20 protein-coding genes and 1 pseudogene are annotated in these 22,979 nt (G+C 51.6%); 10 read left to right on the plus strand and 11 right to left on the minus strand.

What is annotated here, in order from left to right; translation table 11 throughout:
* Nucleotides 1–49: 49 nt before the first annotated feature.
* A pseudogene (locus C7R56_RS00935) lies at nucleotides 50–598 on the minus strand (sugar O-acetyltransferase); the annotation flags it as partial.
* Nucleotides 599–818: 220 nt separating this feature from the next.
* Here C7R56_RS00935 and amrS point away from each other — a divergent pair.
* The 4 genes from amrS to C7R56_RS00955 all read left to right on the plus strand — a co-directional run bounded on the left by amrS (nucleotide 819) and on the right by C7R56_RS00955 (nucleotide 4,378).
* A complete protein-coding gene (gene amrS, locus C7R56_RS00940) occupies nucleotides 819–1,727 on the plus strand; it encodes an AmmeMemoRadiSam system radical SAM enzyme (RefSeq protein WP_199902955.1) in 909 nt (302 codons plus the stop codon).
* A 16-nt stretch (nucleotides 1,728–1,743) separates the two neighbouring features.
* Nucleotides 1,744–2,364, plus strand: coding sequence for an AmmeMemoRadiSam system protein B (gene amrB / locus C7R56_RS00945; protein WP_107994766.1), 621 nt, complete (start codon nucleotides 1,744–1,746; stop codon nucleotides 2,362–2,364).
* A 93-nt stretch (nucleotides 2,365–2,457) separates the two neighbouring features.
* Nucleotides 2,458–3,690, plus strand: coding sequence for a methionine adenosyltransferase (gene metK / locus C7R56_RS00950; RefSeq protein ID WP_327229072.1), 1,233 nt, complete (start codon nucleotides 2,458–2,460; stop codon nucleotides 3,688–3,690).
* On the plus strand, nucleotides 3,683–4,378 hold the full coding sequence (locus C7R56_RS00955; protein ID WP_159072112.1) for a methyltransferase family protein: 696 nt from the start codon (nucleotides 3,683–3,685) through the stop codon (nucleotides 4,376–4,378). The genes metK and C7R56_RS00955 overlap by 8 nt, the downstream gene beginning before the upstream one ends.
* A gap of 94 nt (nucleotides 4,379–4,472) precedes the next feature.
* Here the strand turns inward: C7R56_RS00955 and queC are convergent, their stop codons facing one another.
* From queC to C7R56_RS00970, 3 genes are read right to left on the minus strand one after another with little or no spacing between them, the layout of a single operon-like run.
* Nucleotides 4,473–5,141 (minus strand): 7-cyano-7-deazaguanine synthase QueC, encoded by a 669-nt coding sequence (gene queC / locus C7R56_RS00960; protein ID WP_107994769.1) that lies wholly within the window; start codon nucleotides 5,139–5,141, stop codon nucleotides 4,473–4,475.
* Complete coding sequence (queF, locus tag C7R56_RS00965; RefSeq protein ID WP_107994770.1) at nucleotides 5,142–5,642, minus strand: preQ(1) synthase; 501 nt, start codon at nucleotides 5,640–5,642, stop codon at nucleotides 5,142–5,144.
* Nucleotides 5,643–5,660: 18 nt separating this feature from the next.
* Complete coding sequence (locus C7R56_RS00970; protein ID WP_086989254.1) at nucleotides 5,661–6,158, minus strand: QueT transporter family protein; 498 nt, start codon at nucleotides 6,156–6,158, stop codon at nucleotides 5,661–5,663.
* 364 nt (nucleotides 6,159–6,522) lie between these two features.
* Here C7R56_RS00970 and C7R56_RS00975 point away from each other — a divergent pair, with 364 nt between their 5' ends.
* The 3 genes from C7R56_RS00975 to mnmH all read left to right on the plus strand — a co-directional run bounded on the left by C7R56_RS00975 (nucleotide 6,523) and on the right by mnmH (nucleotide 9,818).
* A complete protein-coding gene (locus C7R56_RS00975) occupies nucleotides 6,523–6,999 on the plus strand; it encodes an SRPBCC family protein (protein WP_107994771.1) in 477 nt (158 codons plus the stop codon).
* 167 nt (nucleotides 7,000–7,166) lie between these two features.
* Nucleotides 7,167–8,615 (plus strand): DEAD/DEAH box helicase, encoded by a 1,449-nt coding sequence (locus C7R56_RS00980; protein ID WP_107994772.1) that lies wholly within the window; start codon nucleotides 7,167–7,169, stop codon nucleotides 8,613–8,615.
* Between the two features lie 153 nt (nucleotides 8,616–8,768).
* On the plus strand, nucleotides 8,769–9,818 hold the full coding sequence (gene mnmH / locus C7R56_RS00985) for a tRNA 2-selenouridine(34) synthase MnmH (RefSeq protein WP_159072113.1): 1,050 nt from the start codon (nucleotides 8,769–8,771) through the stop codon (nucleotides 9,816–9,818).
* Nucleotides 9,819–9,956: 138 nt separating this feature from the next.
* On the opposite strand, the gene C7R56_RS00990 is transcribed toward mnmH, so the two are convergent.
* From C7R56_RS00990 to selD, 4 genes are read right to left on the minus strand one after another with little or no spacing between them, the layout of a single operon-like run.
* The gene (locus tag C7R56_RS00990) at nucleotides 9,957–11,117 is read right to left on the minus strand and encodes an aminotransferase class V-fold PLP-dependent enzyme (protein ID WP_107994774.1); all 1,161 of its coding nucleotides are present in this window, start codon (nucleotides 11,115–11,117) and stop codon (nucleotides 9,957–9,959) included.
* Entirely contained in the window at nucleotides 11,110–11,382 is a 273-nt protein-coding gene (locus C7R56_RS00995; protein ID WP_107994775.1) for a DUF3343 domain-containing protein, read from the minus strand. Before C7R56_RS00995 ends, C7R56_RS00990 begins: the two co-directional genes overlap by 8 nt.
* Nucleotides 11,379–11,984, minus strand: a complete 606-nt coding sequence (gene yedF / locus C7R56_RS01000; protein ID WP_107994776.1) for a sulfurtransferase-like selenium metabolism protein YedF — start codon at nucleotides 11,982–11,984, stop codon at nucleotides 11,379–11,381. Before yedF ends, C7R56_RS00995 begins: the two co-directional genes overlap by 4 nt.
* A 43-nt stretch (nucleotides 11,985–12,027) precedes the next feature.
* Entirely contained in the window at nucleotides 12,028–13,059 is a 1,032-nt protein-coding gene (gene selD, locus C7R56_RS01005; protein ID WP_107994777.1) for a selenide, water dikinase SelD, read from the minus strand.
* 266 nt (nucleotides 13,060–13,325) lie between these two features.
* On the opposite strand from selD, the gene recQ reads away from it, so the two are divergent.
* The 3 genes from recQ to C7R56_RS01020 all read left to right on the plus strand — a co-directional run bounded on the left by recQ (nucleotide 13,326) and on the right by C7R56_RS01020 (nucleotide 18,443).
* Nucleotides 13,326–15,515 (plus strand): DNA helicase RecQ, encoded by a 2,190-nt coding sequence (gene recQ / locus C7R56_RS01010; protein WP_234402539.1) that lies wholly within the window; start codon nucleotides 13,326–13,328, stop codon nucleotides 15,513–15,515.
* Nucleotides 15,516–15,734: 219 nt separating this feature from the next.
* Nucleotides 15,735–17,393: a L,D-transpeptidase family protein gene (locus C7R56_RS01015; RefSeq protein WP_159072114.1), complete on the plus strand. Its 1,659-nt coding sequence runs from the start codon at nucleotides 15,735–15,737 to the stop codon at nucleotides 17,391–17,393.
* Nucleotides 17,394–17,444: 51 nt separating this feature from the next.
* Nucleotides 17,445–18,443 carry an asparaginase gene (locus C7R56_RS01020; protein WP_234402540.1) on the plus strand — a complete coding sequence of 333 codons (999 nt, stop codon included), beginning with the start codon at nucleotides 17,445–17,447 and terminating at the stop codon, nucleotides 18,441–18,443.
* A gap of 118 nt (nucleotides 18,444–18,561) precedes the next feature.
* Here the strand turns inward: C7R56_RS01020 and C7R56_RS01025 are convergent, their stop codons facing one another.
* From C7R56_RS01025 to C7R56_RS01035, 3 genes are all read right to left on the minus strand, one after another.
* Nucleotides 18,562–19,236, minus strand: a complete 675-nt coding sequence (locus C7R56_RS01025) for a DUF6512 family protein (protein ID WP_107994781.1) — start codon at nucleotides 19,234–19,236, stop codon at nucleotides 18,562–18,564.
* A 77-nt stretch (nucleotides 19,237–19,313) separates the two neighbouring features.
* Complete coding sequence (locus C7R56_RS01030; protein ID WP_107994782.1) at nucleotides 19,314–21,200, minus strand: ABC transporter ATP-binding protein; 1,887 nt, start codon at nucleotides 21,198–21,200, stop codon at nucleotides 19,314–19,316.
* Nucleotides 21,190–22,929, minus strand: a complete 1,740-nt coding sequence (locus tag C7R56_RS01035) for an ABC transporter ATP-binding protein (RefSeq protein WP_107994783.1) — start codon at nucleotides 22,927–22,929, stop codon at nucleotides 21,190–21,192. Before C7R56_RS01035 ends, C7R56_RS01030 begins: the two co-directional genes overlap by 11 nt.
* Nucleotides 22,930–22,979: the final 50 nt, after the last annotated feature.

Below are 22,979 nucleotides of genomic sequence, written 5' to 3' on the forward strand. Positions count from 1 at the left end.
GTCAGCTGGATGCTGAGTGCGATCGTTTTTATTGTTACCGGTCGGTAAGTTCGATCTGGCGGATGACGCGCGCCGGATTCCCAGCAATCACGACATTGTCTGGGAAGGATTTGGTCACGACGCTGCCCATACCGACGACGACATTGTCCCCCAGCGTGACACCTGGACCAATCACGGAAGAGCCGCCGATCCAGACATTGTTCCCGATCGTGATCGGTTTGCCGTATTCCCAGCCGCTGTTCCGTTCGACAGGGTCAAGCGGATGGGTGGCGGTATAGAGGCTGACATTCGGCGCAATCATCACGTTGTCCCCGAAAGTGACCGGGCACGTATCGAGTATCGTGCAATTGAAGTTCGCATAGAAATTCTCGCCGACAAAAATATTGAAGCCGTAGTCCAGCGAAAATGTCGGTTCGATATAGATATTTTCCCCGGTTTTTCCGAACCAATTTTTCAACAGTTCACTGCGCTTGCGGGCATCCGTTTCGTTGTTGAAAAGGTGCATCTTTTCCCGGGAACTGTGTCGCATCGAGGAAAGCTCCGGATTGCTGGAAAAATAAAGTTCACCGGCGATCATTTTTTCTAGTTCTGATTTCATTTTATAGTCTCCTTACGTATAGGATGGTAAATTTTTTTGGTTATATTTACTAATTATAACCAAACATTTACTGATTTGATATACGAAATGAATCAGGTGCTATTTTATTTTTGCGTTAAAAAAAATCTTTTAACTGGAATAAGTCATTTTGAGTTTTTCAGAGATCCTTCTCATTTATTTTGGATTGTGGAACAAAAATGCAGTAAGATATGTGTAAGCGATGACATTTGCGAAGTGGATGATTGGGGTTGATGAGATGAAGGAAGCTATGTTGTACGAAAAACTGGGGGACGGCAGGGTCAGATGCGGCGTCTGTCCGCATCATTGCGTCATCGCGGAAGGCAAGCGGGGCATCTGTGCAGTCAGGGAGAATCGGGATGGGACGCTGTATGCTTTGAACTACGGGAAAGCTATCGCGGTCGCAATCGATCCCATCGAGAAGAAGCCGCTCAATCATTTCCTTCCCGGCACCACAGCCTATTCGTTTGCCACGATTGGTTGCAATCTGCGCTGTCTCTGGTGCCAGAACTGGGCGATTTCGCAGGCATCAAAACCGAATCGTCCGATTTATGGGGAGGACATCAGCCCGGAAGAGCATGTGCAGCGGGCTTTGGCTGCCGGCTGTCCTTCCATCGCCTATACGTATACCGAACCAATCATCTTTGTCGAATACGCGCTCGACACCATGAAGCTGGCCCGTGAAGCGGGATTAAAGAATATCTGGAAGACTGCCGGCTATGCGACGAAGGAGACATTGGATGCCATCATCCCATATCTGGACGCCGTTAATGTCGATCTGAAAGGTACCGATGACGAAGTATACACAGAATATTGCGGCGGCACAGCGCAGCCAGTATTGGACACCATCAAACATTTCCATGCAGCAGGTGTGCATCTCGAAATCGCCACGCTCGTTGTGCCTGGCGTGAATGACCGTGTCGATCAACTCGAACGGATGGCGCGCTTCATCGCCGAGGAGGTCGGCAAAGAAGTGCCGTGGCATGTCAACCGCTTCTTCCCGGGTTGGAAAATGATGGACACAGCCATCACGCCGATGGAGACTCTGGAAACAGCCGCGGCCATCGGAAAGAGCTACGGATTGCTGCACGTGCACATCGGCAACATATAGAAAAGGGGGAAAACTCATGTTGGTTTTTGGCGTCATCAGTCCGCATCCGCCGCTCATCATTCCCGAAATCGGCGGCAAGGACATCGAAAGGGTAAAACGCACAGTGGCAGCTTTGGAGACGGCGGGCAAAAGACTAGCTGACGCAGAACCGGACCGCTTGCTCATCATCTCGCCGCATGAAGGCCATGGCTATGAAGTCCCGCTGTATTATCTCGGCAAACAACTGCCTCCCAACTTGGAAATGGAAAAGATCCTGGTGACGGAGCCTTCCTACGAGCACTATTACGAATGGGGAAAACGCAATGGGAAAGCTTGCGACCAGTCGGATCTGCGCACAGCCATCATCGCCTCTGCGGACTTGTCGCATGTGCTGAAGCCGGAGGGGCCCTACGGCTACCATTCGGCGGGGCCTTTGTTTGACAAATTAGTGATCAAAGCCATCAAGGAAAAGGATGCCGCGCAGCTGTTGCGGTTGGATGCCGGGTTCCTTGAAAGGGCGGCGGAGTGCGGGCTGCGCTCCATCCTGTTCCTGATGGGAGCTTTCGAAGGCAGGGCATACGAAGCGGAAATGCTCTCCTACGAAGGGCCTTTCGGGGTCGGTTATCTTGTCGCAACCTTCACGCCTTCGGAGACCTAGTCCAAAGCTCAAATAAAGCTCACATGAAGTTGATGAAAGAGCTTGTGCAGGGTTGCAAAAATAATTTTCTCAATCAATAAGAAGAGGCGATAGATTATGAAAAAAACATTTTTCACCTCGGAATCGGTCATGGAGGGGCATCCGGATAAACTCTGTGATCAGATAGCCGACGGGATTTTGGATGCCATTCTGGAGGAGGATCCGTTCGCGCGGGTGGCTTGCGATGTTTCCGCCAGCACCGGTTTGATCACGGTTTTTGGCCAGATAACGACGGTCAGCATGGTGGATATTCCGGCCATCGTCCGGACGATCATCCAGGATGTCGGCTATACGGACAGCGACTATGGCATCGATGGGAAGGCCTGTTCCGTCCTGATCGGCTTGGACAGGCAATCAGCGGATATCGCTGCAGGGGTCGGATTTTCATTGGAAAAACGGCTCGGGTCGGACGATGAAGCGGACCAATTGGGCGCCGGCGATCAGGGGCTGATGTTCGGCTATGCCTGCAAGGAAACGCCGGAGTTGATGCCGCTGCCGATCACGTTGGCGCATAAGTTGGCCGAGAAGGTTTCGGAGCTGCGGAAAACAGGGGAGTTGCCTTACCTGAGGCCGGACGGGAAAACGCAGGTGACCGTGGAGTATGCAGGAGACCGGGTCAAAAGGGTCGAAGCGGTCGTAATCGCCTGTCAGCATGACGAATCGGTCGGCCAGGAACAAATCAGAGAGGATATGCTCCGGAAGGTGATTCCGGCCGTCATCCCTTCAGAGCTGTTGGATGATCAGACGAAATATTTCGTCAATGCCACCGGTCGTTTCGTCATCGGCGGTCCTGCCGGCGATTCGGGATGGACCGGTAAAAAGATCATCGTCGATACTTATGGTGGTTATGCGCGGCATGGCGGAGGCTCCTTTTCCGGGAAAGATCCGACCAAAGTCGATCGCTCCGCCGCGTACGCTGCCCGATATGTGGCGAAGAACGTCGTGGCTGCCGGCTTGGCAGACAGCTGCGAAATACAGCTAGCCTATGTCATCGGAGTGGCCAGGCCTGTTTCCGTCCGCGTTGAAACTTTCGGGACGGCCAGCATCGGCGAAGACCAGATCGAAGAATTGGTCAAAAAGCACTTCGACCTGCGCCCAGCTGCAATCATCCGCGATTTCGTTCTGCGGAAACCAATCTACAGAAAGCTTGCCTGCTATGGACATTTCGGCAGACCCGAATTGGATCTTCCATGGGAGCGGACCGATAAGGCCGATTTGCTGGCGGAAGAAGCGATGGATTTGAAACGATTGCCGAAACGTCAGATAGGGGATGGATTTCATGGATAGAAAGCAGGTTCGGCAGGAAAGGCGCAATTTGCTAAGGTTGGTCCTGTTCCGTCTTTTTTCAGGTTTGCTTCTGATCGGAGGACTCCTGTTCGCTTTTGCGGGGAGCTTCCGGTATTGGCAGGCTTGGCTTTTTCTGGCGGCGTTGGCGATCCCTTTGGTCATGACGCTCACCTTTTTGCTGCGGACGGATCCCGCTTTGCTGGAAAAACGGATGAACCTGAAGGAACCGCGCAAAGAGCAACGTAAAATCGTCCAAATTTCAGGGTTATTCATGCTCCTGGGCTTTTTTCTGCCGGGATTGGACTACCGTTTTCAGTGGTCCAATGTCCCGATTTGGCTGATTGTTGCCAGCGTCATCGTGTTCGAGCTCTCCTATATGATGGTGGTCGTCGTATTCGCCCAGAACAGCTATGCATCCCGCGTCATCGAAATCCAGGAAGGGCAGCAGTTGATCGATACCGGGCTCTATTCGATTATCCGCCACCCGATGTATTCGGCGTCCATCATCCTGTATCTGTCGATTCCGCTGATGCTAGGGTCCTATGTTGCCGTGATTCCGATGGCATTGAGTTGCCTCGAAATCATCGCGCGGATCAAAGACGAGGAGGAGATGCTGAAAGCAGGGCTAGCCGGTTACACAGCCTATACCCAGCGCGTCAAATACCGCCTGATCCCCTACATTTGGTGAGTTTGCGAGTCTGGTACGTTCATTCATACAACAAAAAAACAGCCCGCGGACTGGTTCGGATTTTTCCGAATAGTCAGCGGGTTGTTTGTATTGATCATTTATTCAAATATTCTTCCAGTCCGGCGTTTCGGAGTTTGCAGGATGGGCATTCGCCGCAACCGCCGGGGGTGCCCATATAACAAGTATGGGTATGTTCCTCGATGTAGGCGAGGCAACCCAACTGATCCGCCAGCTCCCATGTCTGCGCTTTGGTCAGGTACATCAACGGCGTTTCGACGTTGAAATTGTAATCCATGGCCAGGTTCATGGTCACGTTCATCGATTTGACGAACACGTCCCGGCAGTCCGGATAGCCGCTGAAGTCCGTTTCGCATACGCCCAGGATGATGATGCGGATGCCTTTTGACTTGGCAAAAATGCCGGCCAACAGCAGGAACAGGGCGTTCCGGCCGTCGACGAAGGTGTTCGGGTAGTCTTCGCTATCGGCTTCCTTGATTGTCTGCGACTCGTCCATCAATGCGTTCGTCGTGACTTTGCCCATTACGCTCGCGTCAAGTGTGTGGTGTTCGACCCCCAGATCGTTAGCGATCCAGGCCGCCCGTTCCAGTTCGATGCTGTGGCGTTGACCATAGCTGAAGGAAAGGGCCACTGTGTTTGCCGCGCCGTACTTTTGGATGGCTTGGATCAGGCAAGTCGTGGAATCCTGGCCGCCTGAAAAGACGACCAAGGCTTGTTTTTGTGTTGTCCCGTTTCCATTTTCCATCTAGCGGTTGTCGACTTTCTCAGGATAAAGATCGTGCTGCGACAAACGTTGCCAAGCCACGTCTGCCCACTTGGTGTCAGGCTTTCCGTAGTTGCAGTACGGATCGATCGAGATGCCGCCTCTCGGTGTGAATTTGCCCCACACCTCGATGTATTTCGGCGCCATCAACGCGATCAGATCCTTCATGATGATGTTCATGCAATCCTCGTGGAAGTCGCCATGGTTGCGGAAACTGAAAAGGTAGAGCTTCAGCGATTTGCTTTCGACCATGATTTCTCCCGGGACGTAGGAAATGTAGATGGTCGCAAAATCGGGCTGTCCCGTCATCGGGCACAGGCTTGTGAATTCGGGACAGTTGAATTTCACAAAGTAATCATTGTCGGGATGCTTGTTCGGAAAAGTCTCGAGTACTTTCGGATCGTAGTCCTGCGGATATTTTGTCTGTTGGTTGCCCAATTGGGTGATGCCGTTCAGATCGGCTTCATTTCGGCCAGCGGTCATTGTTGTTCCTCCTTGCGCTCAGGATTTCAGAAGCGCGCTTTTATAGAATCGTTTTTCCAGCGCCTGCACCAAAAAGTAGCCGACGAATGCCGGTACCGATTGGCCGATGCAGAGGCTGACTACAAGCGGCAGGAACGGGATGGCCAACAGTTGCGACAGGTAGATCGGCACAACGATTCCAGGGATGAAGATGATCGGCAGGATCAGACACCACTTCGGAAGGTTATATTTGCGGACAGCGTAAACGAGCGAAGCCGTGATGATACCGACGAGGGTTCCTCCAAGCATGTCAATGATCCCAAGTCCGCCGAAGAACAGGTTAGACATAAGATTGGCGAGACCTGCCGGGATGATCAGAAACGGGTTAAAATAAGCTAGGGCGTAAAGAGTTGTGGCGATGCGGATTTGATATTGTCCAAAAGCGAAAGATTGCGTCAGAGCCATGATGACGATGTACATAGCGATATACATTGCTGAGAAAGTCAATTTTTGTGTTTTTGTGAATGTTTTTTGCATCGGTCCACCTCCTAATATTTTTTTCAACGCCTTACAAGAATATGCACAAAAAAAAGACGCACGGATGCCGAGAAGGTTGTCTCTAAGGAGAGAACAAGCCAACTCAAAAAACATTCCTGCGTTTTGATTGCATGATTCTATTACCCTAGTTTTATTTTACGACAGGATGGTTACGAACTGTCCCGAACAGTTTAACAAAGAATGGTGTTATTGCCAAGAGTGGTGTTATTGCCAAGAGTGGTTTCGAAGTTTATCAAGCCAAGTTTGTATAAGAGAATTTATTTGATTATAATGAGGATAAAGATAACGCTATCAAAGTCGCATATGAGGGCAGTAGGTTCAACCAGCAGGAAGGATGAATAAAATGGACTACATCAAAAGCCACATCAAGAAAAGTATTTTTATCGAAGCACCACTGAGCAAAGTATGGCAATACGCCGCCAATGTGGGGAATTGGCAAGACATTCATGAGGGCCTGAAAATCGTCAAGCAGATCAGCGGGGACGGCGGCCTGTCCAGTGTCTACAAGGCAGAATACGACATGTTCGGGAAAATGGTGCCGGTGAACATCGAAGTGCAGCAGGCGGAACTGTTCCCCGAGGAATTCGTCATGCGTGCGGCCATCCGGGTGGACACGGTCGATCCGGCCGAAGATTCTTTCGTGCGGCAAAATTACACGGCCAAAGCGGAGGAAAGCGGAACGACTTTGAATTTGGAAAGCATCCAGAACATCCCTTATGTCGATAATCATAAATCGTTCGACAAGGAAGCTTACCAGGAAAAACGGGATGAGATGGCGCAACAAGCAATCGAGCGGATCAGGCTGTTCTGCGAAGAATGAACTGACGCAAACGATGATGGTGGAACTGGAAGCGGAACCCTTTGCGGGATTCAGATCCGGTTCCGTTTTTAATTCCTTCCCGGACACTCGTTTTCACAAAAACGCGGATTTATTAATGTTTTCCTGTTATACTGAGACGACAAATCAAAAAGTGAAAGTAGGACAAGATGAATTATACAACATTTGAAGACTTCGCAATCAGCGAAGAAATCGTTACGGCACTAAAGGCATTGCGTTATTTCAAACCGACGCAAGTACAACAGGAGGTCATCCCGATGACCTTAAAGGGCAAAGATATCATTGTCGAGTCGCAGACCGGCAGCGGCAAGACCGTCAGTTTCGGCGTACCATTGTGCGAAAGTGTAAGTTGGGAAGAGAACCGTCCGCAGGCGCTGATTTTGGTTCCTACAAGGGAACTGGCATTGCAGGTGAAAGAGGACATCACCAACATCGGAAGGCTGAAGCGGATCAAGGCCACTGCTGTCTTCGGCAAGACTTCCTTCGATACGCAAAAATCGGAATTGAGACAGAAAAGCCATATCGTAGTCGGCACACCGGGCAGGGTATTGGATCATCTGCAAAAAGGGACAATGAAATTTGACAAGATACGATACCTGGTCCTTGATGAAGCGGATGAGATGCTGAATATGGGCTTCATTGAGCAAGTGGAAGCCATCATCGATTTCCTTCCGAAACAAAGACAAACGTTGCTGTTCTCCGCGACCATGCCGAATGAAGTGGTGCGTTTGGCCAGCTTCTATATGAAGAACGACCGCGTATCTGTGAAAATGGAAAGCGACGAGGCATCCAAGCCGAAGATTCTGCAATCCTTCATCCGTGTCCAAGAGTCGGGTAAACCCAAGCAACTATTGGATCTGCTGACCGTTGAGAATCCGGACAGCTGCATCATCTTCTGCAATACGCAGGAAGCCGTAAACGGACTGTACACATTCTTGAGCAAAGCCGGTTTGCCGATCGATAAGATGCACGGTGGGATGGTGCAGGATGACCGCACAGCCGTCATGGAAGATTTCCGCAAAGGCAGGCTGCGTTATTTGGTGGCTACGGATGTGGCTGCGCGCGGGATTGACGTCGATAACGTGACGCATGTCGTCAATTATGACGTTCCCGAGGAGAAAGAAAGCTTCATCCACCGTACCGGTAGGACCGGCCGCGCCGGTAAAACAGGGATAGCCTTGACCTTGGTTACGCCTAATGAGGAAAGAAGCTGGCAGGCAGTGAAAGACTTCGCTCAGCAGGACATCACCGAAATTAATCCGCCGAGCGCCCGCTTCGTGCAGCATCATAAAGCGACTTTCGAAAAGAAACTCCAGGAACGCCCCGTCATCAAACAGGCACGCAACCGGGAATTGAACAAGGACATCACCAAAGTCTATTTCAACGGCGGCAAGAAGAAAAAACTGCGCGCCATCGATTTTGTCGGCACGCTGACCAACCTTCCGGACGTCGATGCGGATGACATCGGCATCATCACAATCCAGGAAAACGTGACTTACATCGAAATCCTGAACGGCAAAGGGCCGCATGTGATTTCCGAGATGCAGAACCGCACCGTCAAAGGCAAAGCGTTGAAAGTGCATAAAGCAAAGAAATAGCTGGAGCAAATTTGAATGATTGAATGATTGAATGTGAAACGACCCGCATGTCTCCGTTAAACGAGGAGCTTGTCGGGTCGTTTTAATACGCTTGCCTCAAGATTTCGGGTGGCATTCCTGCCCGGCAGCGGCTATACTAAGAAGCAGAAAGTGGTGAACCAATTGAAACCAGTCGCAACATATGAAGAAATAGAACAGCAACGCGGAGACAAATCGATTCTGTATGTGGATGTCAGAAGTCCTTCCGAATTTGCGAAGTCAACCATACCGGGCGCCGTAAATGTGCCCGTCCTGGATGATGAGGATCGGAAAACTGTGGGAACGCTTTACGTCGCCGGCAAAATCGACGATGCAAAAAGCTATGGCATCCAAACCATTTCCCCAAGATTGCCGGAAATGTTCAGCCTCTTCCAGGACTACACGAAGGCCTACGACCAAGTCGTCATCTTCTGCAGCAGGGGAGGATTCCGCAGCAATTCGATTTTTTCCTTGCTCAAATCTCTGGGGATGAATGTTTACCGGATGGAAGGCGGCTACAAAAACTACCGCAGCACGATCAACAACCTGATTCCCGTATTGTTCGAAAAGGTCCAATTTGTGACCCTCTACGGCAATACCGGGACCGGGAAAACAGCCATCCTGGAGGAACTGAAGCAGCGCGGCGCCAATGTGCTTGATCTGGAAGCCTGCGCCAACAACAGAGGTTCTGTCTTCGGAGGCGTCGGCCTTAAGAAGAAACAACCGCACAACCAAAAAATGTTCGAAAGTCTGTTGGCCGAGAGCGCCGCTGGCTGGAAGGAGCCGCTGATCGTCTTTACAGAAGGCGAAAGTAAGCGGATCGGGCAGGCCGTATTGCCGCCTTCCTTGGTGGATGCGATGTACAAAGGCCTAAACCTGAACATCGAAGCTTCATTGGATTACCGGATCGGACAAATCAAAAAGGATTATCTCCACAGCAATGAAGCGGAGCTCTTGGCAGCATTGGACCGATTGAAATCCTATTTGAACGAAGCGCGTGTCGAGGCATATAAGGAGCAGGTGCGCCAGCACGATTTCGATGCGGTCATCGAAGATTTGTTGGTGAAATACTACGATCCCCGCTACAACTTCAACAAGAAGGAATTTTCCGCCACCTTCCGGAACGAAGACGCCGCAACAACGGCCGAAGCCATTCTGGAATGGATGAAGCAACAGAACGATTGATAAAAAAACAGAGCAGCCGCCCTTGATCGGGGTGGCTGCTCTGTTTTTTTGGGTATTTTGTAAGAAGGCACTCGTCATATCAGGCCGCTCGTGCTCTGGTTGTCCGATTCTTCCCGGTAATCGGACAATGATTTGGTTTTATCCTTCTTCCGCTAAAATCCTCAGCGCTTTGGCTGCATAGTCGATCTCCTCCACCGTGTTGAAGCTGGAGAAGCTGAAGCGGACCATGCCAGTTTTTTCTGTGCCGAAAGCTTGATGGATGAGCGGTGCGCAATGGGCGCCCGGGCGAACCGCGATCGCGTAATCCATGAAGAGCGCATCGCTGAGGTCGCCTGAGGACCAGCCCGCCAGATTCAGCGAAACGACAGGTGCGCGCTCCACATTTTCAGCGAAACTGCCGTAGAGGGTGATTCCCGGGATATCTTTGATCTGGTCATGGAAGCGGAAAGTCAGTGCCTGCAGTTGCCTACAGATTGTATCCAGACCTTTTTGCTGGATGTAATCCAAACCGGCGGAAACGCCCGCCAAGCCATGGACATTCTGCGTGCCCGGCTCGAACAAAGTCGGCATCTGCGCAGGATAATGCTTGTCGAAAGAATGGAAGCCGCTGCCGCCGGTGAACACCGGCACGAACGCCAATGGCCTGTCGCCGAGGCAGATGCCCCCGGTTCCTTGCGGGCCGTAGAGTCCTTTATGGCCGGTGAAACAGAGGACATCGATGTGCTGCTTCATCATATCGATGGCGAGGACGCCTGCGCTCTGGGAAGCGTCGACGATGAAAATCAGGCCGTGCTCCCGACAGAAGCTGCCGATCCGTTCCAAATCCACCGCATTTCCGGTGACATTCGAAGCATGGTTGACCACGACGGCACGGGTATCGGGTCGCAACAGTTGTTCGAAATCGGGATAGCGGAGCGTGCCAAATGCATCGACGCCGACAAAGGACAGGGCAGCGCCTTGGTCTTCGAGTTGGTAAAGCGGACGCAGGACAGCGTTGTGCTCCGTCACAGTGGTAATGATGTGGTCTGCCGGCTTCAGCAAGCCCTTCAGGACCATGTTCAGCGAGGCGGTCGCGTTGGCCGTAAAGGCGACGTTTGCCGCATCCGGCACACCAAATAGTTTTGCTGTTTTCTGACGCAGCGTTTCCGTCAACCGCAATGCGTTCAGGGAAGCGGTATGGCTGCCGCGAGCCGGGTTGCCCAACTGACCGTCGGCGATGGCGTGATAGACAGCTTCAGCCACCGTAGCCGGCTTCTTCAGCGTAGTTGCGCTGTTGTCGAAATAATAGAGTTCAGTCATGCCAGACCTCCACGGATTTTTTCCGGTTCTCAAAACGGACCTCGTAGCAACCATCATTGGAAATGGAACGCTCCGACAGCAACAAACGGACAGCGTTCAGTTCATCGAGATGCGTCTGCAGCACCAATCCGCAACCGGCCGAAATCTGTTCCGGCATGGGGATCAAACGGCATTCCCGACCGGCATCCAGGACAACGGCTTCCGCGGCTGCGGCGGCCTGGGAAGTCGGAAACGCGACGATGCCGTAATGTTTGCGGTCGATCATGGCGATACGGTCTTGGATGTGCGCAGGATTTCAACGATGCGGTACATATTCGTGAAAGTGCCCACCGCCAATTTGTCCTTCACGCCGTAGAATTCCCCGCAGATGCCGCAAGTGAGGACCTCGACGCCGTCTTCCTCCAGCGCTTTTAGGTCGTCCAGGACGGCCGAGCCTTCCGTCGTCAGCAGCGCGCCGGCATTGTAGCAGAGCACTTTTTCGGGCAGGACTTCCTGCTCCGTCAGGGAGAAGAGGAAGCTTTTCATCAGCGTACGGCCCAATTCTTCGCTGCCGTTGCCGATGAAATCGCTGTTCAGTACGACGACATAGCTTGCGTCGGCGGCTTGCTCCGGAAGCGCGGGGTGTTCAGCGGCCGCGGGTTCATTGCCGGCGTTTGGATCGGAAAGCTGCACTTCATAAAGGGACTCATTGATTTTTTCGACTTGGACGGAAAGCTTCAGCTGCTCCGCCATCTTGGCAAGGTTCTGCGTCGCGATCTCATTGTCCACGCTGATGAGCACGGTCTCCCCCTTGCTCTCCTTCAAAGCCCGTTTGGTCAAAATGACCGGCATGGGACAAGCTTGTCCGACTGCATCTATTTTTTTCATGCTCTTTTCCTCCTGGTTAAATCATATTTTTGTCATTCTTTGCTCAATGGACGACCGTGATTTTCTTGGTGTCCTTTTCGGTCACCTCGCCGATGATGCCGCAGGGCAGGCCCAATGCTTCGATTTCGGCAAGCAGAGCGGCCGCCTCTTCGACAGGGACACTCACAAGCAGGCCGCCGGATGTCTGCGGATCGAAAAGGAGCTCCTCCATCGCGTAGTCAGCGATCTGGAAATCCACATCGACTTCCAGGTGATTCCGGTTGCGCTGTCCGCCGGCTGTGATCAGGAATTCCTGGGCTCCCTGATAGGCTCCGCTCAGGCAAGGCACGCTGTCGGCATAGACCGTTGCGGAACAGCGGTCGCTGACCATTTCCGAGAGATGCCCCAACAGGCCGAAGCCGGTGATATCCGTGCAGCTGTGGACGGTATATTTTTTCAGGACTTCCGCCGCATAACGGTTCAGCGTCGTCATTGAGACAACCGCCTGATCGAAGGCTTCCTGCGCCATTTCACCGGCGCTGTAGGCGGTCGTGATGATGCCTGTCCCCAATGGTTTCGTCAACAGCAGGACATCACCCGGGATGCACGTGTCATTCCGGTAGATGCGATCGGGATGGACTCTGCCCAATACCGATAGGCCGTATTTTGGCTGAGGGTCGTGGATCGAATGCCCGCCGACCAGCACGCCGCCTGCCTCCTGGACTTTCTTGAAGCCGCCCGCCAAGATTTTCCCGAGTGTATCGGTGCTTTTTGTTTCGGGCCAGCAGACGATGTTCATGGCCGTCAGCACTTCGCCGCCCATCGCAAATACATCGCTCAAGGCGTTGGCCGCGGCGATTTCCCCGAAAAGCGAAGCATCCGCAACCATCGCGGGAAAGAAGTCCAACGTCTGAATCATGGCCGTCTCGGCGTCTATCCGGAAAACAGCCGCATCATCGGACGAATCGAAACCGACCAAAAAATTCGGGTTCTCCTGTTTCGGAAACTGGCTGAGCAGATCGCCCAGAACGCCGGGGCCGATCTTCGCATTGCACCCCCCGCAGATAAATAGTTCATTTGATAATTCCTGTTCCATATTTCTCACTCCTGTAGGTCATGACGTGTTCACCTTACAATTATATACCACACGTCAAAACATAAGGCGGATAATCTGCATATTTAATAAGTAGGGGATTCAATCAGGTGCGCGGCGTACTATTTTTCTGTGAAAAAATAGGCCGCGGATGTGATATGATGAGGAGGTCATTTCTGACGGTTTGCCATGGCCTAATTGAGTGCAGGCAAGCCCGTCCAGGAATATTCGGTTCATAAGAAAAGATAAACAATTAAGGATGGATGCAAGTGGAGGCTAAAGAATTACTGTACGCGACGCTAAAAAAATATTTCGGATATGACAGTTTCCGGGAAGGCCAAGAGGAATTGATCACGAATTCCCTGCAAGGGAAGGATGTGCTCGGGATCATGCCCACGAGCGGAGGCAAGTCGCTCTGCTACCAACTGCCGGCCTTGCTGCTGGACGGCATGACGATCGTCGTTTCCCCGCTCGTGTCCTTGATGAAGGATCAGGTGGACAGCCTGCGGGAAATGGGGATCCCCGCGGCCTACCTGAACAGCACGCTTTCCAGAGAAGAGTTCCTGCAATTGATGGACGACATGCGCTCCGGCCAGCTCAAACTGCTCTACATCGCGCCGGAACGGATAGACAACGAGTCATTCATGAATGCTTTGCGCTTTGTGAAGGTGCCGTTGTTGGTGGTCGATGAGGCCCACTGTATCTCACAATGGGGCAGCGATTTCCGTCCTGCCTACCAAGGCGTGGCCCGACTGTACGATCTGTTCGACAGACGTCCGATGGTTGCCGCCTTCACCGCAACGGCAACCGAACCGGTCCAGGACGATATCCTGGTCCAATTGCGCCTGCAGCATCCGTTCCGCTTGGTGACCGGTTTCGACCGCAGCAACCTGGCCTTCAGCGTGGAAAAGCCCGCCGACAAGTTCAAGTTCCTCGTGAAGGACCTCAACCCGAAGGAAGCGAGCATCATCTATTGTTCGACCAGAAAAAATGTGGAATCGGTCCAGAAGAAATTGGAACAAAAAGGCTTTGCCGTGACGCTTTACCATGCCGGGCTGCCGGAACACGAGCGCCAGCGGAACCAGGATGATTTCCTGTTCGACCGCAAACCGATCATGGTCGCAACGAATGCTTTCGGCATGGGGATCGACAAAAGCAATGTGCGGACCGTATACCATTACAACATGCCCAAAAACATCGAAAGTTATTACCAAGAAGCCGGAAGGGCGGGGCGTGACGGAGAGGAAGCGCGTGTCATCCTGCTGTTTTCGACGCAGGACATCATCATCAATCAGTTGCTGAACAGCAAGACCAATGACAGCGAAGCGACCAATAAATTGAACAAGATGATCAATTATTGTTACACGAACCAATGCCTCCGCCGGTACATTTTGGAATATTTCGGCGAAACGACAGCGGAGCTGAATTGTCAACACTGCTCCAATTGTCTGCGCCTCACGGAGCAGATAGACATCACGGAAGAAGCCCAAAAAATCCTGTCCTGCGTTGTGCGGGTGCGCGGACGTTACGGCGTCCAGAAAATCATCGGTATCCTGACGGGGAGCAAACAGAAGGGCATCACCGATTTTGGGCTGGATAAGCTAAAGACATACGGCCTGATGAGCGCCTATAATGATGGAGAAATCCGCGAAATGATCGGGGTTTTGATCGCTGATGAATACCTGCAAGTGACGGGTGATCAGTATCCGTTGATCCAAGTCACTCCGAAAGCGCTGGAAGTCCTGAAGGAAGGTAAAAAAGTCGGGATGTCCTATGCGGTCGAAACCGGCAAGCGCACCGCCAAACAGAGTGGAGGCGGGGTGTACGATACCGAGCTGTTCGACCGGTTGCGTAGCTTGCGTACGGAAATGGCGAATGAGCATGGGATTCCTTCCTATATCGTCTTTTCGGACAGCACACTACATGAGATGGCCCGCAACTTTCCGACTGACGATGATTCCTTCTTGCGTCTATCTGGGGTTGGCGAATCGAAGCTGGAACGCTACGGCGAAGTATTCATGGGCGTCATTTCCGATTATCTGAAGGAATTTCCTGATGCCGAATCGGTTCTGCAGCAAAAACGAGTGGAGCAGAAAGAGCAAGCAGGCAGTCCGGAAACCGCGGAAAAACGCCCGAAACCGGCGCAGAAAAATTACGCCGGTACCACCTTTGAGGAAACCTATCGTCTGTATCAAGAAGGCAAGACGGTCGAGGAAATCATCGCCATCAGAGGCCTTGCCAGAATGACCATCGAAAACCATTTCCGCCATTTGGCCGAACTGTCGGCCTACGAAATTCGTTTGACGGATTTCGTCACGGATGAACAGGCGGAAGCCATCGCCAGAGCGATCGAGGAAGCGGAGGATCAGCACCTGAAACCACTCAAGGAAAAGCTGGGTGACGAATACAGCTATTTCCAAATCGGGATGGTGCTGGCTTTTCGGAAAAGAGCACAGTAGAAAAAATTTGGAGCCACTTCTTTTTTTGAGGTGGTCCCAAACTTTTTTCAGTTATCCGGGAATTCCGGATTCTCGACGGAGGATTGCCTAAAGAAATCGCAATCCGCGCTGCTTGTGTTTTTTTTAACGGGGTATTGTTTGGTATAATGGAGGAAAGAGAGCGGTTACGAATGGATGCTCCATTATTTGTCGCTTACAGTCCTGCCGGGAGGGATTACCATGAGAAGGAACATTTTGTTTATTCTGTTGGGGTTGTTCATTGTTGCCGGATTAGCCCCTGCCCGCATTGCGGCTCCAGCATACTCATTGGAGAACGGTGCAATTGTCCAGAAAAGTTTGCTGGAACTTTACGATCCAGCGTACCTAAATATAGATGGAATTCGTGCCGAAACCGGCAAAAATTATGTCGCGCTGCAGACAAGAAGCGTTGCTGCCCTTTCGGGGGCGCAGGAAATCCCGCTATCCCCGACAACAGCCGGCAGCGCGGAATTGACTTATACGACTTACGTTCAGGACAGCGGGTGGCAGTCCGAAGTCCTGGAAGGCGCAATCAGTGGCGGAGCGGCATTGCCGCTCGAAGCCATCCAGGTGCGCTTGACCCACTTGGCCGAAGCGGGCAGCGTTTCATACCGGACCTACAGGCAGGACATGGGTTGGTCAAGCTATGTCTCCAACGGCGGGACGGCGGGAACGATAGGAACCAGCGAACCGATCGAAGCTGTGCAATTCAAACTGACTGGCGCTTTGGCCGCTCAGTACGATCTTTATTACCGGGTCCAAACGAGCCGCTTCGGTTGGCTGGATTGGGCCGGAAACGGCGAGACAGCCGGCACGGACGGTTTCCGCTATCCGATTGAAGGAGTTGAAATCGTTCTGATGAACAAGGAACAGATTTTCTTAGGCAAGCGTGAGCAAAGCTTCATCGAACGCATCGAGCCGGTCCTGTCCTACGGTAGCTATCTGACGGATTCGGGCTGGCAGGAACCGGTCCTCAATCCAGCGCAAAGCGGCTCCCCGGATTCCTCGCAATCGCTGGAGGGCTTGCAGGCGAAATTGGATTCCCAGCCTTATCCGGGATCGGTCTCCTATCGCGCCGCCACAAGTGACAGTGGTTGGTTTGAATGGACGCAGGACGGATTGGAAGCGGGACTGCCAGGAACAGGTCAACGCATCGAGCGGATCGAGATGCAGTTGACGGATGAACTGGCTGCGCATTATGATATCTATTATCAGGTTCATGTGCCCGGAGTGGGCTGGCTGGATTGGGCCAAGAATGGCGAAACGGCAGGAACGCAAGGATACGACTATGAAGTCAGCGCCGTCCAGATGCACTTGGTCCAAAAAGACGGACAAGCACCAGGAAACACGGCTGTTGCCTTCATGAAATACGTACCGAAACCGCCGCCCCCTCCGGTTGTCCCGCCTGTCCCAACCTATCCGACAGGACCCGATTGGACGGTCCAGGATGGCACCTTCCAGACGAATACCGGCACCAACTATTATGTCGGCTCCAATTACATCATCATCAGCATCGCTTACCAGCGCGTCTGGGCCTACATCGGTAACCAACGGATTGTGGATGCTCCTGTCATAACTGGACGACCTTCGATGCCGACGCCGAGAGGACTGTTCGCAATCCAACCATACAAGGAATCGCCGAGTGTCTTGGTCGGAGAGGATTACGAGTCACCTGTCCAATATTGGATTCCGTTTTTGGGGAATGCTTACGGCTTGCACGACGCCTCTTGGCAAACCCAAGGCTTCGGCGGCGACCTTTATCTTTCTTTGGGATCGCACGGCTGCGTCAATACCCCTTACTATGCGGTTCAAACACTTTACAATACCTATTCTGTTGGTACACCGGTCGTGGTTTATTGACCACCAGACGCGGAAAACCATGAAAAAAATAATGAACAAGCAGGTGAATGTGTGACTAAGAAAAAAATATTAATGATTGGAACGGGCGGTACGATCGCCTCCAAAATAACGCCGAATGGGCTCGATCCCCAACTGACATCCGAAGAGATATTGGCCTTTATTCCCGGTATCTCAGAAATATGCGAAGTCGATACCCTTCAGATCTGCAATATCGACAGCACTAACATCGCGCCTGATATCTGGGTGCTGATGACGGATACCATCCGGGAAAAGTATGAACAATACGACGGGTTTGTCGTCACCCATGGAACCGACACGATGGCCTATACGGCTGCCGCGCTGTCCTATATGATCCAGGATTCCCCGAAACCAATCATCATCACCGGTGCCCAAAAACCGATCAATATGGAAATCACCGATTCGAAGACGAATCTCTTCGACAGTTTCCTGTACGCATCATCCGATTCCGCCAGCGGTGTCCAGATCGTCTTCAACGGGAAGGTCATCCTCGGAACACGGGCAAGAAAGACGCATTCCAAGAGCTTCCAAGCTTTTTCCAGCATCAATTACCCTTATTTGGCGATTATCCAGGATGGACGCGTGATTTCTTACATCACAAAAGAAAAAGCGCAAGCACCGCGTTTCTATGACAGTCTGAATGCGAAGGTCGCGCTGTTCAAGCTGACGCCGGGAGTGGATTCGGATATTCTTTCTTACATGCTTGAGCGGAACGATGCCATCATCATCGAAAGCTATGGAGTGGGCGGTATTCCTTCAGCGCCCGAGTACGGATATTTCGAGGTCATCAATCACTGGATCGGAAAAGGGAAGACGGTGGTCATGACAACCCAGGTCCCTAATGAGGGCAGCGACATGGAAATCTACAAAGTCGGCCACGAACTGAAATCCCGGGTCAATATTTTGGAGGCCTACGACATGATTACCGAAGCTGTCGTATGCAAATTGATGTGGATCCTGGGCCAAACCCAAGATCCGGCCCGGATCAAAGAACTTTTCTATACGACGATCAGCAACGATATCCTCTATTAAAAGAGCGGAAAAGCCATCCTTTGCGAGGGCTTTTCCGCTCTTTTCTATTTTTCGGAAGTTTGGGTTTTGTTGGAGGTCTGAACGCAGGTGGCCCGAATAGGCTCCCTCCTTAAGCAATCTAAAACCCGTAGCTTCCGGTCGGTGTATCCAGAAAGAGCGGCAAGGCGGGTGGCTGGAAACTGAACAGAGCAAAGGCAATTGCGAAAAGAAGCCAGAGTACAGCTGCCATTCCAAGCCACATGCGGCTTGGCTCGACAGAGCGATAGGTGCGGGAAGCTAGCAGTTGGCCGCTGATGATACCGATAAAGAACAGCATCCCGTCAGTGAAAAGGGATTCGATGTCGAAAGCGCCTTTGAGCGTGTAGAATCCGGTGACGATGACGAGCAGGCAGAACAGCGTGGACACGCCCCCCGCCAGCAGCCAGCGGGACGGCGAAAGCCGGTGCTTTTTACCGAAAGAGAGGAAAACGAAGAGAAACCACAGGAAGGTGGACCAGTAACTCATTTTCAGATGTTCCCAGACACTCTCGTTCACTGGGACGAAAGGTGCTGCCCAGTTTGCTTCCTCGATCCATGCGAATGCGAAGTGGGAGAGGCCGCCGAACATCAGAATGAATGGGATGCCGGCAATAAAGGAACGGATGACGAATGCATCGGATTGGAGAACTCTCTTTTCAGTCATCGCAAGGACCTCTTTCTTTCGGCCGGCAATCATCAGGAATTTGGTGGACGAAGCATTCTTCGTGATCATTTTACCACGCGTCGGCCCTGGCTTCATTAAAATCGACTGCATACAAAAAAACCGCAGAATGGCCGCTCCAATTGGAACGGCCATTTTCTGCGGGGTGTTTCAATTTGATTCTAAAAGATCTATTCCAGCTCGAATGCTCCAGTATAAAGCTGATAATATTTCCCTTGCTCGCCGATCAATTTTTCATGATCACCGCGTTCGATGATTTGGCCTTGCTCCATCAGCATGATTACATCCGCATTTTGGATAGTGGATAAGCGGTGGGCGATGACGAAAACGGTCCGCCCTTGCATCAAAGCATCCATGCCGCGCTGCACGATCGATTCTGTCCGCGTGTCGATGCTGGATGTCGCTTCATCCAATATCATGACGGGAGGATCGGCTACAGCCGCACGAGCAATCGAAAGCAATTGTTTCTGACCTTGGGAAAGGCCTTCGCCGTCGCCGGAAATGACAGTCTGGTAGCCTTTCGGCAGACGGGAGATGAAGTCATCGGCATTCGCTAAGCGCGCAGCGGCATAAATTTCTTCATCGGATGCGTGCAGATTGCCGTAACGGATATTTTCCAGAATCGTCCCGGTAAAGAGATTGGTGTCTTGCAATACGATCCCTAAGGAACGACGCAGGTCATTTTTCTTGATGTCTGCAATGTCGATGCCGTCATAAACGATTTTTCCGTCTTGGATATCGTAGAAACGATTGATCAGATTTGTGATCGTCGTCTTGCCGGCACCCGTCGATCCCACGAAAGCGACCTTTTCGCCGGGATGGGCATAGAGGCTGATATCATGCAGAATCTGTTTGTCGGGATTGTAGGAGAAGTCGACATCAAAGAATCGGACATCACCGGTCAGTTGCGTATAGCGGACCGACCCATCTGCTTGAGGCACTTTCCATGCCCAAAGGCCAGTGTGGTTTTCGGCTTCCTTCACTTCATCACCGACCATGGTTGCATTCACCAAAGTTACGGTGCCTTCATCCAATTCAGGCTTTTCATCCATCAGTTCGAAGATCCGCTCAGCACCCGCCAAAGCCATCACGATCGATGAAACTTGTTGGGAAATCTGGTTGACCGGCATCGTGAAGGAACGGCTCAACTGCAGGAAGGAAGCGATCGCCCCCAAGGTAAGGCCGCCGATGCCTGAGACAGCCATGGCTCCTCCAAACATAGCGATCAGAGCATATTGCAGGAATCCCAGATTTCCTAGGATCGGCATCAGGATATTTGCGTAGATGTTTGCGTTCGTCGCGCTCTCGCGCAACTCGTCATTGAGTTTGTCGAAACGTTCCTTGGATTCTGTTTCTCGTCCGAAAACTTTCACTTCTTTTTGCCCGTGCATCATTTCCTCGATATAGCCGTTCACTTTACCGAGCGTTTGCTGCTGCTTGACGAAGTTGACGGAGCTTTTTCCGCCGATCGTCTTTGTGACTGTGATCGACAAGGCTACCATCAAGGCGACAATAAGCGTCAACGGCAAGCTGACTGCGAGCATCGCGGCAAAGACGCTGACGATCGTGACCAAGGAAGAAAAGGCCATCGGGATACTTTGCGAAAGCATTTGGCGTAGAGTATCGATATCGTTTGTATAGCGGCTCATGACATCCCCATGCGCATGCGTATCGAAATATTTGATCGGTAAAGACTGCATATGCGTGAACAGTTCGTCACGGATTTTTTTCTGGATTCCCTGGGAAATGGAAACCATCAGGATATTGTAGACATAAGTAGCTATGACACCGATCATGTAAATGCCGGCCATCATCGCGATTGCGCGGTACATGTTGGTGAAGACCGGATTGGTTACGCCCAATAAAGGCGTGATGTAATCGTCAATCAGCGTCTCCAGAAATAGCGAGCCTGCGACATTGGCAAGCGCGCTGACCAGAATAAAGATCAATACAAGGCTAAAAGTGAATTTGTGCCCTTGGGCGATATAGGAGAGGAGACGTCTTGTCGTTTTGCCGGCATCTTTGGCTCCGCGTCGTTTTGGTTGATTAGGCTTCATAAGCAACTTGTCCCCCTTTCGTTTGTGAATAGTAAACTTCTTGATAAATGGTGTTTGTTGCCAGCAATTCATCGTGCGTTCCGATGCCATTGACGCTACCACTCTCCATCACGATGATCTTATCGGCATCCTGCACGGAAGAGACACGCTGAGCGATGATGAATTTGGTGGTGTTCGGGATTTCTTCCTTGAAAGCGGTCCGGATCAAGGAATCCGTCCGCGTATCCACTGCGCTGGTCGAATCATCGAGGATCAGGATCTTCGGTTGTTTGACCAAAGCGCGCGCGATGCAGAGCCGTTGTCGTTGGCCACCAGAAACGTTTGTGCCACCTTCTTCAATATAAGTGTCGTAGCCATCAGGAAGGCGTTGGATGAATTCATCGGCTTGAGCCTGTCGGGCCGCAAGCATCAGCTCTTCATCGGTAGCGGCAGGATTGCCCCAGCGCAGATTGTCTTTGATCGTTCCGGAGAACAGGATGTTTTTTTGGAGTACCATAGCGACTTCACCGCGCAATGTCTGCATATCATAATCGCGCACATTGACACCGCCGACTTTCACCGTACCACCAGTTGCATCATATAGACGCGGAATAAGGTGGACCAACGAAGTTTTGGCACTGCCGGTACCGCCGATGATGCCGACCGTTTCCCCTGATTTGACGGAAAAGCTGACATTTTTCAAGGCGAGCTTCTTCGGATCGTTGGTGTAACTGAAGTCCACCTGCTCGAAGGAGACCGATCCGTCAGGGATGACCGTGATTGGGTTGCTGTTGTTCTTCAGGTCGCTGTCCTCGCTCAGCACTTCTACGATCCGTTCCGCTGAAGCGCGGGAGATGGTGACCATGACGAATACCATCGAAATCATCATCAGACTCATCAGAATTTGGGAAGCGTATGTGATTAGACTCATCAGTTGACCTGTCGTCATCGAACCGGAGACGATCATGCGCGCGCCCAACAGAGACAATGTCAGAATGCTTGCGTACATCGTGAACTGCATCAAAGGGCTATTGAAGGCCAAGATTTTTTCGGCTTTGGTGAAATCAGTGTAGATTTTCTTGGAGACGGATTTGAATTTCTCAGTTTCATGCTCTTCACGCACAAAAGACTTTACGACCCGGATGCCATAGAGATTTTCCTGTACGACCCGGTTCAGCTTGTCGTAGGTACGGAACACCCTCTGGAATATCGGGAAGGCTTGTGACATGATCAGATAGAGACCGAAGCCCAGGAATGGGATCGCTCCAAGGAAGACCATCCCGAGTTCGCTGTTGATGCTCAAAGCCATCATCAAAGAGAACACGAGCATGAGCGGCGCCCGGACCATGATCCGGATGATCATCTGGTAAGAGTTCTGGACGTTTGTGATGTCCGTCGTCAGACGGGTGATCAGACTGGATGTCGAAAACTGATCGATATTCGAAAATGAGAAATCCTGGATATTGTAGTACATGTCCTTGCGGATATTTTTGGCGAATCCGGCCGAAGCTTTTGCCGCATGCAAACCGGACAGGACTCCGAACCCTAATGAAAAGAGGGTGGAGACAATCAATATCAGTCCGATTCGGATGATGAACGGCATGTCTCCTTCTCCGATTCCTTTATCGATGATCATAGACATCAAATAGGGGATCAGCACTTCAAGGACGACTTCCAAAGTGACATATATAGGGGCAAGGATCGAATCCTTTTTATACTCGCGTATGCTGCCCATGAGTTTTTTTATCATAGCGTTAATCCTTTCCGTAAATAATGATTGGGTGACTTTTAAAACGGTTG

It is taken from the genome of Trichococcus paludicola, assembly GCF_003052295.1.
In the GTDB taxonomy this organism is placed as follows: Bacteria; Bacillota; Bacilli; order Lactobacillales; family Aerococcaceae; genus Trichococcus; species Trichococcus paludicola.

Coding starts and splice junctions, on each gene's coding strand:
- C7R56_RS01015 (WP_159072114.1), top strand. CDS start 15,735: ATGAGAAGGAACATTTTGTTTATTCTGTTGGGGTTGTTCATTGTTGCC.
- C7R56_RS00980 (WP_107994772.1), top strand. CDS start 7,167: ATGAATTATACAACATTTGAAGACTTCGCAATCAGCGAAGAAATCGTT.
- selD (WP_107994777.1), bottom strand. CDS start 13,059: ATGGAACAGGAATTATCAAATGAACTATTTATCTGCGGGGGGTGCAAT.
- yedF (WP_107994776.1), bottom strand. CDS start 11,984: ATGAAAAAAATAGATGCAGTCGGACAAGCTTGTCCCATGCCGGTCATT.
- amrS (WP_199902955.1), top strand. CDS start 819: ATGACATTTGCGAAGTGGATGATTGGGGTTGATGAGATGAAGGAAGCT.
- C7R56_RS00990 (WP_107994774.1), bottom strand. CDS start 11,117: ATGACTGAACTCTATTATTTCGACAACAGCGCAACTACGCTGAAGAAG.
- C7R56_RS00975 (WP_107994771.1), top strand. CDS start 6,523: ATGGACTACATCAAAAGCCACATCAAGAAAAGTATTTTTATCGAAGCA.
- C7R56_RS00970 (WP_086989254.1), bottom strand. CDS start 6,158: ATGCAAAAAACATTCACAAAAACACAAAAATTGACTTTCTCAGCAATG.
- C7R56_RS01030 (WP_107994782.1), bottom strand. CDS start 21,200: ATGAAGCCTAATCAACCAAAACGACGCGGAGCCAAAGATGCCGGCAAA.
- amrB (WP_107994766.1), top strand. CDS start 1,744: ATGTTGGTTTTTGGCGTCATCAGTCCGCATCCGCCGCTCATCATTCCC.
- C7R56_RS00995 (WP_107994775.1), bottom strand. CDS start 11,382: ATGATCGACCGCAAACATTACGGCATCGTCGCGTTTCCGACTTCCCAG.
- queC (WP_107994769.1), bottom strand. CDS start 5,141: ATGGAAAATGGAAACGGGACAACACAAAAACAAGCCTTGGTCGTCTTT.
- C7R56_RS01025 (WP_107994781.1), bottom strand. CDS start 19,236: ATGCAGTCGATTTTAATGAAGCCAGGGCCGACGCGTGGTAAAATGATC.
- C7R56_RS00955 (WP_159072112.1), top strand. CDS start 3,683: ATGGATAGAAAGCAGGTTCGGCAGGAAAGGCGCAATTTGCTAAGGTTG.
- queF (WP_107994770.1), bottom strand. CDS start 5,642: ATGACCGCTGGCCGAAATGAAGCCGATCTGAACGGCATCACCCAATTG.
- C7R56_RS01035 (WP_107994783.1), bottom strand. CDS start 22,929: ATGATAAAAAAACTCATGGGCAGCATACGCGAGTATAAAAAGGATTCG.